This is a genomic window from Klebsiella variicola, assembly GCF_000828055.2.
GTDB classification, from domain to species: Bacteria; Pseudomonadota; Gammaproteobacteria; order Enterobacterales; family Enterobacteriaceae; genus Klebsiella; species Klebsiella variicola.
In genome coordinates this window covers 4,654,266-4,666,503 of record NZ_CP010523.2, presented here as the reverse complement: position 1 = coordinate 4,666,503, position 12,238 = coordinate 4,654,266, and the positions used below count along the sequence as shown (strand labels likewise).

Below are 12,238 nucleotides of genomic sequence, written 5' to 3'. Positions count from 1 at the left end.
AATAGACCCAGGGGTAAGGTGTGATTATCTTCACTGAATACTCGTGTTTTTTATTAATTTAATTGGTTTTATGATTCTGAATTAATTAACAACATAAAAACCATAAAGCCAATTAAGCCACGAGAAAAACTGTGACTTAAATACAAGAATCCATAGCCGAACGCTGGCGAAATACAGTTCGTTTTGAAATTACGAAGCGCTAAAAAATGACACTGATATTAAAACGCGTTCAGCTATTAAAAGATAAACCGCGGCGAGAGGCGATCGATCGGTTTCTCCGCCAGCATCAACTGTCGTTAGAGGCCGACTGCGAAATGGCGATTATCGCCGAGTATCAGCAGCGGCTGGTCGGCTGCGGTGCTATCGCCGGCAATGTGCTGAAATGCATCGCCATCGATCCCTCGCTGCAGGGGGAGGGGCTGAGCCTTAAATTACTGACCGAGCTCCTGACGCTGGCCTATGAGCTGGGGCGCAGCGAGCTGTTTTTATTCACTAAACCCAGTAACGCTGCGCTATTTTCCGGGGCAGGCTTCTGGCCAATTGCCCAGGCGGGCGATCGCGCTGTATTAATGGAAAACAGCCGCGAACGGCTGACGCGCTATTGCCGACAGCTGGCGATGTACCGTCAGCCGGGGCGCAAAATCGGCGCCATTGTGATGAATGCCAATCCCTTCACTCTCGGCCACCGTTGGCTGGTGGAGCAGGCGGCACGCCAGTGCGACTGGTTACATCTGTTTGTCGTGAAGGAAGATGCCTCCTGCTTTTCCTATCACGATCGCTTTACGCTTATCGAAAAAGGTATCGCCGGCATCGACAAAGTGACGCTGCATCCCGGCTCGGCATACCTCATCTCGCGGGCGACGTTTCCCGGCTACTTCCTCAAAGAGCAGGGCGTGGTCGATGACTGCCACAGCCAGATTGACCTGCAGATATTCCGTGAACGCCTGGCCCCGGCGCTGCAGATAACCCATCGCTTTGTCGGCACCGAGCCGCTGTGTTCGCTGACCCGTAGCTACAACCAGCGCATGAAAGCGTTGCTGGAAGCGCCCGGTGACGCGCCGCCAGTTGAAGTTGTGGAGCTGGCGCGCATCGAAAAAAACGGCGGGCCGATATCCGCTTCCCGCGTGCGCGAGCTGTACCGACAGCGCAACTGGCAAGCCGTCGCGGCGCTGGTGCCGCCGGGCACCCTCTCTTTTCTGATGCAACTGGCGGAGAGCGAACATCAAACCGCCTGATTTATACGCCCTAACAAAGGATTTTCCCCTATGGAAATGAAGATTGACGCCCTGGCCGGCACGCTGGAGTCCAGCGATGTGATGGTCAGGATTGGACCGGCGGCGCAGCCGGGCATTCAGCTGGAAATCGACAGCATTGTGAAACAACAGTTTGGCGCTGCGATTGAGCAGGTGGTCAGAGAAACGCTGGCGCAGCTTGGCGTGAAGCAGGCCAACGTGGTGGTCGATGATAAAGGCGCCCTGGAGTGCGTACTGCGGGCCCGTGTACAGGCCGCGGCGCTGCGCGCGGCGCAACAGTCTCAATTGCAATGGAGCCAGTTATGAAACCACGTCGCAGTATGCTGTTCATCCCTGGCGCCAATGCCGCCATGTTAAGCACGTCATTCGTCTACGGCGCTGATGCGGTGATGTTCGACCTGGAAGATGCCGTTTCGCTACGCGAAAAAGATACCGCCCGCTTGCTGGTGCATCAGGCGCTGCAGCATCCGCTGTATCAGGATATCGAAACCGTGGTGCGCATTAACCCGCTGAATACGCCGTTCGGTCTGGCCGATCTTGAAGCGGTGGTCCGCGCGGGTGTGGACATGGTGCGTTTGCCGAAAACCGACAGCAAAGAAGATATCCATGAGCTGGAAGCGCACGTTGAGCGGATTGAACGCGAGTGCGGCCGGGAAGTGGGCAGCACCAAGTTAATGGCGGCGATCGAGTCGGCGCTGGGCGTGGTGAACGCGGTGGAGATTGCGCGCGCCAGCCCGCGTCTGGCGGCGATCGCGCTGGCGGCCTTCGATTACGTCATGGATATGGGCACCTCCCGCGGCGACGGTACTGAACTGTTCTACGCCCGCTGTGCGGTACTGCATGCCGCGCGCGTTGCCGGCATCGCCGCCTATGACGTGGTGTGGTCGGATATCAATAACGAAGAGGGCTTCCTGGCGGAAGCAAATCTGGCTAAAAACCTCGGCTTCAACGGCAAATCGCTGGTCAACCCACGACAAATTGAACTCCTGCATCAGGTCTATGCCCCGACGCGCAAAGAGGTCGACCATGCGCTGGAGGTGATTGCCGCCGCGGAAGAGGCAGAGTCGCGCGGTCTGGGCGTGGTATCGCTGAACGGCAAAATGATCGATGGACCGATTATTGACCACGCGCGCAAAGTGGTGGCGCTCTCGGCTTCCGGGATTCGTGATTAAGGGGAACAAGATGAAAGAGACTGTAGCAATGCTTAATCAGCAGTACGTGATGCCGGAAGGACTGACCCCTTATGCGGGCGTGACGGCGAAAAGTCCGTGGCTGGCCAGTGAAACAGAAAAGCGCCAGCGTAAAATCTGCGACTCGCTGGAAACGGCAATCCGTCGCTCCGGCCTGCAAAACGGCATGACCATTTCGTTCCACCACGCGTTTCGCGGCGGTGACAAAGTGGTCAACATGGTCATGGCAACGCTGGCGAAAATGGGCTTTCGCGATCTGACCCTGGCATCCAGTTCGCTGATCGACGCCCACTGGCCGCTGATCGAGCATATTAAAAATGGCGTGATCCGCCAGATCTACACCTCCGGTCTGCGCGGCAAGCTTGGCGAGGAGATCTCCGCCGGCCTGATGGAAAACCCGGTGCAGATCCACTCCCACGGCGGTCGCGTACAGCTGATCCAAAGCGGCGAACTGTCGATTGATGTGGCGTTTCTCGGCGTCCCTTGCTGCGATGAGTTTGGCAATGCCAACGGCTTTAGCGGTAAGTCGCGCTGCGGTTCGCTGGGCTATGCGCGCGTTGATGCGGAACATGCCAAATGCGTGGTGCTGTTGACCGAAGCGTGGGTGGATTACCCAAACTATCCGGCCAGCATTGCCCAGGATCAGGTGGATCTGATCGTCCAGGTGGACGAAGTCGGCGATCCGGAAAAAATTACCGCTGGGGCGATCCGTCTGACCAGCAACCCGCGCGAACTGCTGATTGCCCGCCAGGCGGCGAAGGTGGTCGAGCATTCCGGGTACTTTAAAGACGGCTTCTCGCTGCAGACTGGCACCGGCGGCGCCTCGCTGGCTGTCAGCCGCTTTCTCGAAGACAAAATGCGCCGTAACGGCATCACCGCCAGCTTCGGCCTCGGCGGCATCACCGGCACGATGGTCGATCTGCACGAAAAGGGGCTGATCAAAACGCTGCTCGATACCCAGTCGTTCGATGGCGACGCCGCGCGTTCGCTGGCGCAGAACCCGAACCACGTCGAGATCTCCACCAATCAGTATGCCAGCCCAGGCTCTAAAGGCGCCTCCTGCGAGCGCTTAAACGTGGTAATGCTCAGCGCGCTGGAAATCGATACCGACTTTAACGTCAACGTGATGACCGGCTCTAACGGCGTGCTGCGCGGCGCTTCCGGCGGACATAGCGATACCGCCGCCGGCGCGGATCTGACCATCATTACCGCGCCGTTAGTTCGCGGGCGAATTCCCTGCGTCGTGGAAAAAGTGCTGACCCGCGTGACGCCGGGAGCCAGCGTGGATGTGCTGGTCACTGACCACGGCATAGCGGTCAACCCGGCACGTCAGGACCTGATCGACAATTTGCGCAGCGCAGGCATTCCGCTGATGACCATTGAGGAGCTGCAGCAGCGTGCGGAACTGCTAACCGGCAAGCCGCAGCCGATCGAATTTACCGATCGGGTGGTGGCGGTGGTGCGCTATCGCGACGGTTCGGTCATCGATGTGATTCGTCAGGTGAAAAACAGCGACTAAACGCAGAGGGGAAAGGCCATGAGCGACGTGTTAATGAATCCGGCGCGTGTGCGGCGCGTGAAGCCACTGAGTGCCGAAGAGGTGGTCAGCGCGGTAGAGCGCGCGCTGTTGACTGAAGTTCGCCTGACCCCTAAGCCCGGGTTGGTGGATATTCGTAACGCTGGCGCGCACCGGGATATGGATCTGGCCTCGTTTGAGGCCAGCACCGCGGTGGTGGCGCCATGGATGGAGAAATTTTTCATCATGGGCCACGATACTGCGGCGGTCGCGCCGGAGCAGGTATTGATGATGCTGCGCCCGGTGGGAATGGCCTGTGAGAACGATATGCTGGAGGCCACCGGAGGGGTGAATACCCATCGCGGGGCGATCTTCGCTTTTGGCCTGCTCAGCGCGGCGGCGGGCAGGCTGGTGTCGAAAGGTGAGCCGATAGAGCAGCACCGGCTTTGCGACCAGGTGGCGCGCTTCTGTCGCGGCATGGTTATGCAGGAATTGTCTTCTGCTGGCGGGGAACGGCTCAGTAAAGGCGAGGCTCATTTTCTGCGTTATGGTCTCCCCGGGGCCCGCGGCGAGGCGGAGAGCGGTTTCCTGACGGTGCGTACCCAGGCCTTGCCAGTCTTTACCCGCATGATGGAAGAGACCGGCGACAGCAATCTGGCGCTGCTGCAAACCCTGCTGCATCTGATGGCGTGGAATGATGACACCAACCTGGTCTCGCGCGGCGGGCTTGCCGGGCTGAACTTTGTCCAGCAGGAGGCGCAGCGACTGCTGTGGCAGGGCGGCGTGCTGGCGGACGGCGGGCTGGAGGCGCTGCGCCAGTTTGACGATGAGCTGATTGCCCGCCATCTCAGCCCCGGCGGCAGCGCCGATCTGCTGGCGGTGACCTGGTTTTTATCCACGTTTCCCGCCGGCGCGCTTTTCCCGCTGTAACCCACTGCAACACCGCCTTCGCCCGCACTGTACGGGCGAAGGCGCCATCATTAGTCTTCCCGGTTGTCACTACGTAAACATGGAATTGCGGCACAATCGTATAGTTTTTACTGATATCGTCCGCCGTTTGTCATAAATTTCTAATTATCGGCGTTTTTGAGTAGCGGCCCGCTGACGGGCTGGTTACTCTGAAAACAATTTACGTAATGTTAACAAAAGAGAATAGCTATGCATGATGCACAAATCCGCGTGGCCATCGCCGGCGCGGGCGGCCGGATGGGACGCCAGTTAATTCAGGCTGCATTGCAGATGGAAGGCGTGGCGCTGGGCGCGGCGCTGGAGCGCGAAGGGTCAAGCCTGGTGGGCAGCGACGCCGGGGAGCTGGCGGGCGCCGGCAAAGCGGGCGTCGCGGTGCAGAGCAGCCTGACGGCGGTAAAAGATGATTTCGACGTGTTGATCGATTTTACCCGCCCGGAAGGCACGCTGAATCATCTGGCGTTTTGCCGCGAGCACGGCAAAGGGATGGTCATCGGCACCACCGGTTTTGACGACGCTGGCAAGCAGGCGATTCGCGACGCCGCGCAGGAGATTGCCATTGTCTTCGCCGCTAACTTTAGCGTCGGCGTCAACGTCCTGTTAAAGCTGCTGGAGAAGGCGGCAAAGGTGATGGGCGACTACACCGACATCGAAATTATCGAAGCGCACCACCGGCATAAAGTGGATGCGCCGTCAGGCACCGCGCTGGCGATGGGCGAAGCGATCGCCGGAGCATTGAACAAAGATCTGAAGGAATGCGCCGTCTACAGTCGTGAAGGTCATACCGGCGAACGCGTTCCGGGCACCATTGGCTTCGCCACCGTCCGTGCGGGCGATATCGTCGGGGAGCATACGGCGATGTTTGCTGATATCGGTGAGCGTATTGAAATCACCCATAAAGCCTCCAGCCGGATGACCTTTGCTAATGGCGCGGTTCGCTCTGCATTGTGGCTGAAAGACAAGAAAAATGGTCTGTTTGACATGCGTGATGTGCTGGATTTGAACAGTTTATAACGATTATTACCCATCGTGATGTGGTTATTGCAATCAATAAGTTATTGATGCAAGGGGCAATATATTGTTGCCCTTTTTTATTTTTATGGGTTTGGTGTGTGTTTTACGTTGTGATAGCTATAAATAATAATATTCATGCTGTTTTTGGTGAATGAAATGTAAATTTTGACCATTTAGTCCACTTTTTAGCGCTTCGTCGCCAGGTTTTACACTCTTTCCCGTCCGCAAGCGTTTTCTCAGCCAGGTTTGTTGATCTTTTTGGCGTAAAAATCACATGTTATGCGCCAGTGGCGTAAAATGACATTAAAAATCTCCGCTTTAAGTTGACTTTTATCCGACATCTCTCCAGAATGCCGCCGTTTGCCAAAAATCTGCTGGCAACAGATTTGCATTGATTCAGATCGTGTTTATGAATTAATATGCAAATAAAGTGAGTGGATATTCTCTGGAGGGTGTTTTGATTAAGTCAGCGCTATTGGTTCTGGAAGACGGAACCCAGTTTCACGGTCGGGCCATCGGGGCAACCGGCACGGCGGTTGGGGAAGTCGTTTTCAATACTTCAATGACCGGTTATCAAGAAATCCTCACTGATCCTTCCTATTCCCGCCAAATCGTCACTCTTACTTATCCTCATATTGGTAATGTCGGCACCAACGCCGCCGATGAAGAATCTTCTCAGGTACACGCGCAGGGTCTGGTGATCCGCGATCTGCCGCTGATTGCCAGCAACTTCCGCAATACTGAAGATCTTTCTTCTTATCTGAAGCGCCATAACATCGTGGCGATTGCCGATATCGATACCCGCAAGCTGACGCGTCTGCTGCGTGAGAAAGGGGCGCAGAACGGCTGCATCATCGCGGGCGACAGCCCGGATGCTCAGCTGGCGCTGGAGAAAGCGAAAGCGTTCCCGGGTCTGAACGGCATGGATCTGGCGAAGGAAGTGACCACCGCAGAAACCTACAGCTGGACGCAGGGCAGCTGGACTCTGGCGGGCGACCTGCCGGAAGCGAAAGCGGAAAGCGAGCTGCCGTTCCACGTTGTGGCGTATGACTTCGGCGCGAAACGCAACATCCTGCGCATGCTGGTGGACCGCGGCTGCCGCCTGACGGTGGTGCCGGCGCAGACCTCTGCCGAAGACGTGCTGAAAATGAATCCGGACGGTATTTTCCTCTCTAACGGCCCAGGCGACCCGGCGCCGTGCGATTACGCTATCGACGCGATTGAAAAATTCCTTGAGACCGATATTCCGGTATTCGGTATCTGCCTTGGCCATCAGCTGCTGGCGCTGGCGAGTGGTGCGAAGACCATTAAGATGAAGTTCGGCCACCACGGCGGCAACCATCCGGTGAAAGATATTGATAACAATGTGGTGATGATCACCGCGCAGAACCACGGTTTTGCGGTTGACGAAGCCACCTTGCCGGCCAACCTGCGCGTGACCCACAAGTCGCTGTTCGACGGCACCCTGCAGGGCATTCATCGTACCGACAAACCGGCGTTTAGCTTCCAGGGGCACCCTGAAGCGAGCCCGGGGCCGCACGATGCCGCGCCGCTGTTCGACCACTTTATCGAGTTAATTGAGCTCTACCGTCAGTCCGCGAAATAATCAGGAGTAAAAGAGCAATGCCAAAACGTACAGACATAAAAAGTATCCTGATTCTGGGCGCGGGCCCGATTGTTATCGGTCAGGCGTGTGAGTTTGACTACTCCGGCGCGCAGGCCTGTAAAGCCCTGCGTGAAGAGGGCTACCGCGTTATTCTGGTGAACTCCAACCCGGCGACCATCATGACCGACCCGGAAATGGCTGATGCGACCTACATCGAGCCGATTCACTGGGAAGTGGTACGTAAAATTATCGAAAAAGAGCGCCCGGATGCCGTGCTGCCGACCATGGGCGGCCAGACCGCGCTGAACTGTGCGCTGGAGCTGGAACGTCAGGGCGTGCTGGCAGAGTTCGGCGTGACCATGATCGGCGCCACTGCGGACGCGATTGATAAAGCGGAAGACCGTCGTCGCTTCGACGTGGCGATGAAGAAAATCGGCCTCGACACCGCGCGCTCCGGCATCGCCCACACCATGGAAGAAGCGCTGGCGGTTGCCGCCGACGTTGGCTTCCCGTGCATTATCCGTCCGTCCTTTACGATGGGCGGCACCGGCGGCGGTATCGCCTATAACCGCGAAGAGTTCGAAGAAATCTGCGAACGCGGCCTGGATCTCTCTCCGACCAACGAACTGCTGATCGATGAATCGCTGATCGGCTGGAAAGAGTACGAGATGGAAGTGGTGCGCGATAAGAACGACAACTGCATCATCGTCTGCTCGATTGAAAACTTCGATGCCATGGGGATCCATACCGGCGACTCCATCACCGTTGCCCCGGCGCAGACCCTGACCGACAAAGAATACCAAATCATGCGTAACGCCTCGATGGCGGTCCTGCGTGAAATCGGTGTGGAAACCGGCGGCTCAAACGTGCAGTTCTCGGTGAACCCGAAAGACGGTCGCCTGATCGTTATCGAAATGAACCCGCGCGTCTCCCGCTCTTCGGCGCTGGCCTCGAAAGCCACCGGCTTCCCGATTGCTAAAGTGGCGGCCAAGCTGGCAGTGGGCTACACCCTTGACGAGCTGATGAACGACATCACCGGCGGCCGCACTCCGGCTTCCTTCGAGCCCTCCATCGACTACGTGGTAACCAAAATTCCACGCTTCAACTTCGAAAAATTCGCTGGCGCGAACGACCGTCTAACCACGCAGATGAAATCCGTCGGCGAAGTGATGGCGATTGGCCGCACCCAGCAGGAATCGCTGCAGAAAGCGCTGCGCGGCCTGGAAGTGGGCGCCACCGGCTTCGACCCGAAAGTGAGCCTCGACGACCCGGAAGCGCTGACCAAAATTCGCCGCGAGCTGAAAGACGCTGGCGCCGAGCGTATCTGGTACATCGCGGATGCCTTCCGCGCCGGCCTCTCGGTAGACGGCGTCTTCAACCTGACCAATATCGACCGCTGGTTCCTGGTGCAGATTGAAGAGCTGGTGCGTCTGGAAGAGAAAGTGGTGGAAGTGGGCATCAACGGCCTCGACGCCGACTTCCTGCGTACCCTGAAGCGTAAAGGCTTTGCCGATGCGCGTCTGGCGAAACTGGCGGGCGTGCGGGAAGCGGAAATTCGCAAGCTGCGCGACCAGTATGACCTGCATCCGGTCTACAAGCGCGTGGACACCTGCGCCGCCGAATTCGCCACCGATACCGCCTACATGTACTCCACTTATGAAGAAGAGTGTGAGTCCAACCCGTCCGTTGACCGCGATAAAATCATGGTCCTCGGCGGCGGCCCGAACCGTATCGGCCAGGGTATCGAATTTGACTACTGCTGCGTACACGCCTCTCTGGCGCTGCGCGAAGACGGTTACGAGACCATCATGGTCAACTGTAACCCGGAAACCGTGTCTACCGACTATGACACCTCCGACCGTCTGTACTTCGAGCCGGTGACCCTGGAAGACGTGCTGGAAATCGTGCGCATCGAGAAGCCGAAGGGCGTTATCGTGCAGTACGGCGGCCAGACGCCGCTGAAGCTGGCGCGCGCCCTGGAAGCCGCAGGCGTACCGGTTATCGGCACCAGCCCGGACGCTATCGACCGCGCGGAAGACCGTGAGCGCTTCCAGCATGCGGTTGACCGTCTGAAGCTGAAGCAGCCGGCGAACGCCACCGTCACTGCCATTGAGCAGGCGGTAGAGAGAGCGAAAGAGATTGGCTACCCGCTGGTGGTTCGTCCGTCTTACGTGCTTGGCGGCCGGGCGATGGAAATTGTTTACGACGAGCAGGATCTGCGCCGCTACTTCCAGACCGCGGTTAGCGTCTCCAACGATGCACCGGTACTGCTGGATCGCTTCCTCGACGACGCGATTGAAGTGGATGTCGATGCCATCTGCGACGGCGAAATGGTGCTGATTGGCGGCATCATGGAGCATATCGAGCAGGCGGGCGTACACTCCGGCGACTCAGCCTGTTCCCTGCCAGCGTATACGCTGAGCCAGGAAATTCAGGATGTGATGCGCGAGCAGGTGCAGAAGCTGGCTTTCGAGCTGCAGGTTCGTGGTCTGATGAACGTCCAGTTCGCGGTGAAAGATAACGAAGTTTATCTGATTGAAGTGAACCCGCGTGCGGCGCGTACCGTGCCGTTCGTCTCCAAAGCCACCGGTGTCCCGCTGGCGAAAGTCGCGGCGCGCGTAATGGCCGGTAAGACGCTGGCGCAGCAGGGCGTGACCAAAGAGATCATCCCGCCGTACTACTCGGTGAAAGAGGTGGTTCTGCCGTTCAACAAATTCCCGGGCGTTGACCCGCTGTTAGGGCCTGAAATGCGCTCTACCGGGGAAGTGATGGGCGTGGGTCGTACCTTCGCGGAAGCGTTCGCCAAAGCGCAGCTGGGCAGCAACTCAACCATGAAGAAACAGGGCCGCGCGCTGCTCTCCGTCCGCGAAGGCGATAAAGAGCGCGTGGTTGACCTGGCGGCGAAGCTGCTGAAGTTTGGCTTTGAGCTGGATGCGACCCACGGTACGGCGATTGTACTGGGCGAAGCCGGTATCAACCCGCGTCTGGTGAACAAGGTGCATGAAGGTCGTCCGCACATTCAGGACCGTATCAAGAATGGCGAATACACCTACATCATCAACACCACCGCAGGTCGCCAGGCGATTGAAGACTCCAAGCTGATTCGCCGCAGCGCGCTGCAGTACAAGGTGCATTACGACACCACCCTGAACGGCGGCTTTGCCACCGCGATGGCGCTGAACGCTGACGCCACCGAGAAGGTGATTTCGGTTCAGGAAATGCACGCGCAAATCACCAAATAAGCGCGCCGGCCTGGCCGGAGAGCAATAAACCAGGGCTGACGACATCGTCAGCCCTTTTTTTGGCTGCAGTCATCTTCGGAGAGTTCTGCTTTTAACCACCTGTCGGGTCAGGCTAACTATAGTGAGCACCATAACGATACCTATTGATGAAAAGACAGGAGGATACAATGCGGAACAATATTCTGGTGGCATCCGCACTGGCAGCGACGGCAATCATGTTCGTGGCCGGATGCTCATCGAATCAGTCGATCAAAACAACCGATGGCAAGACCATTGTCACCAGCGGCAAACCGCAGGTGGATGATGACACCGGCCTCGTCTCATACAAAAATGCCGAAACCGGCCGCGTGGAGCAGATTAACCGCGACCAGGTGAAGTCCATGGATGAGCTGGATAACTAATGGTTATCCCAGGCCCCGCGGGGAGTGTGCGGGGCCTAACGAGCGCGTTACAGTAGCGCGCGATCGATTTTAACCACGATTTTACGCAACGCTGCGCCTTGTTCGAGGCAGGCCATCGGGCGGTGTAATTCGCCAGGGAAGAGGATCGCCAGCTCTTCCGGGTAGAGATGAATCAGCGTTTCGCTGTCGATAGCCTGACAGAAACCGATATCCTGCGTCGTGTTGAAGTGACCATCTTCAACGACCGGCAGCCCTTTATTCCCGGCACCGATGATCTCTTCACCTTTCAGCACAATGTGAATGTCGAGATATTGACGATGATATTCCGGGCGTTGCTCGCTCAGCGGCCGGGTATGGCCTTCGACGACGGTAAAAAACACATTATCACTCTCGACGGTATATTTCCCCGGCGGCAGCGCGTGCGGTTGTTGCTGTAACACGGCCTGCAGCGCCTGGCGGATCACCGGCGGATAGAGCTCATTTTCGGCGGCGGCGGTTAAGGTATCGATAATCATGCCGGGATCCTCTGCGGTTGTTGCGAATGAAGTAACGTTAATGAGTGAGCGACAATACTGGCGATGTCGGGGGTAATATCGACGGCCAGAACATCGCTTTCACTGGCGTCTGGCGTCTCCAGGGCGGCGAACTGGCTACGCAGTAACGCTTCTGGCATAAAGTGGCCTTTACGCTGGCGCATTCGCTGCAAAATGCAGTCATAATCCCCGGTCAACCACAGGAAGCGTAGCTTCGCGTTCCCCTCACGCAGGCGGTCGCGATAGCGCTTTTTTAATGCGGAACAGACCAATACACCTGACTCGTTTTTCTGCTCAAGACTGAAAATGACGTCGGCGATACGCGTCAGCCACGGCTGACGATCCTCATCATTCAGCGGCTGGCTGGTGGCCATTTTGACGATATTGTTGCGTGGATGAAGGTCGTCGCCGTCGATAAATTTCGCTCCCAGCGCGTGGGCCAATGCCTGACCGACGGTGGATTTGCCGGTTCCGGAGACGCCCATCAAAATAATGCATTGTCCTGCCATCATGCGCT

11 protein-coding genes are annotated in these 12,238 nt (G+C 57.5%); 9 read left to right on the top strand and 2 right to left on the bottom strand.

From position 1 onward, the window contains the following. The first annotated feature begins 206 nt into the window (after positions 1-206). The 9 genes from citC to SP68_RS21780 all read left to right on the top strand — a co-directional run bounded on the left by citC (position 207) and on the right by SP68_RS21780 (position 11,188). On the top strand, positions 207-1,235 hold the full coding sequence (citC, locus tag SP68_RS21820; protein ID WP_040972889.1) for a [citrate (pro-3S)-lyase] ligase: 1,029 nt from the start codon (positions 207-209) through the stop codon (positions 1,233-1,235). A 30-nt stretch (positions 1,236-1,265) separates the two neighbouring features. Beyond that, positions 1,266-1,559 carry a citrate lyase acyl carrier protein gene (citD, locus tag SP68_RS21815; RefSeq protein WP_012542888.1) on the top strand — a complete coding sequence of 98 codons (294 nt, stop codon included), beginning with the start codon at positions 1,266-1,268 and terminating at the stop codon, positions 1,557-1,559. Continuing rightward, positions 1,556-2,425 (top strand): citrate (pro-3S)-lyase subunit beta, encoded by an 870-nt coding sequence (gene citE / locus SP68_RS21810; protein WP_040972892.1) that lies wholly within the window; start codon positions 1,556-1,558, stop codon positions 2,423-2,425. The genes citD and citE overlap by 4 nt, the downstream gene beginning before the upstream one ends. 10 nt (positions 2,426-2,435) lie before the next feature. Continuing rightward, positions 2,436-3,962, top strand: coding sequence for a citrate lyase subunit alpha (citF, locus tag SP68_RS21805; RefSeq protein WP_040972894.1), 1,527 nt, complete (start codon positions 2,436-2,438; stop codon positions 3,960-3,962). A gap of 18 nt (positions 3,963-3,980) precedes the next feature. Continuing rightward, positions 3,981-4,889 (top strand): triphosphoribosyl-dephospho-CoA synthase CitG, encoded by a 909-nt coding sequence (gene citG / locus SP68_RS21800; RefSeq protein ID WP_012542885.1) that lies wholly within the window; start codon positions 3,981-3,983, stop codon positions 4,887-4,889. A 228-nt stretch (positions 4,890-5,117) separates the two neighbouring features. After that, positions 5,118-5,939, top strand: coding sequence for a 4-hydroxy-tetrahydrodipicolinate reductase (dapB, locus tag SP68_RS21795; RefSeq protein WP_008807487.1), 822 nt, complete (start codon positions 5,118-5,120; stop codon positions 5,937-5,939). A gap of 457 nt (positions 5,940-6,396) precedes the next feature. Next, positions 6,397-7,545, top strand: a complete 1,149-nt coding sequence (carA, locus tag SP68_RS21790) for a glutamine-hydrolyzing carbamoyl-phosphate synthase small subunit (protein ID WP_012542883.1) — start codon at positions 6,397-6,399, stop codon at positions 7,543-7,545. Between the two features lie 17 nt (positions 7,546-7,562). Further along, positions 7,563-10,787, top strand: a complete 3,225-nt coding sequence (gene carB, locus SP68_RS21785) for a carbamoyl-phosphate synthase large subunit (protein ID WP_008807485.1) — start codon at positions 7,563-7,565, stop codon at positions 10,785-10,787. A 167-nt stretch (positions 10,788-10,954) separates the two neighbouring features. Continuing rightward, positions 10,955-11,188, top strand: coding sequence for a YgdI/YgdR family lipoprotein (locus tag SP68_RS21780; protein WP_002888059.1), 234 nt, complete (start codon positions 10,955-10,957; stop codon positions 11,186-11,188). 47 nt (positions 11,189-11,235) lie between these two features. On the opposite strand, the gene SP68_RS21775 is transcribed toward SP68_RS21780, so the two are convergent. Both SP68_RS21775 and SP68_RS21770 read right to left on the bottom strand, forming a co-directional pair. Beyond that, entirely contained in the window at positions 11,236-11,703 is a 468-nt protein-coding gene (locus tag SP68_RS21775) for a NanQ anomerase/TabA/YiaL family protein (RefSeq protein ID WP_008807484.1), read from the bottom strand. Further along, the gene (locus SP68_RS21770) at positions 11,700-12,230 is read right to left on the bottom strand and encodes a gluconokinase (RefSeq protein ID WP_016160279.1); all 531 of its coding nucleotides are present in this window, start codon (positions 12,228-12,230) and stop codon (positions 11,700-11,702) included. The genes SP68_RS21775 and SP68_RS21770 overlap by 4 nt, the downstream gene beginning before the upstream one ends. Positions 12,231-12,238: the final 8 nt, after the last annotated feature.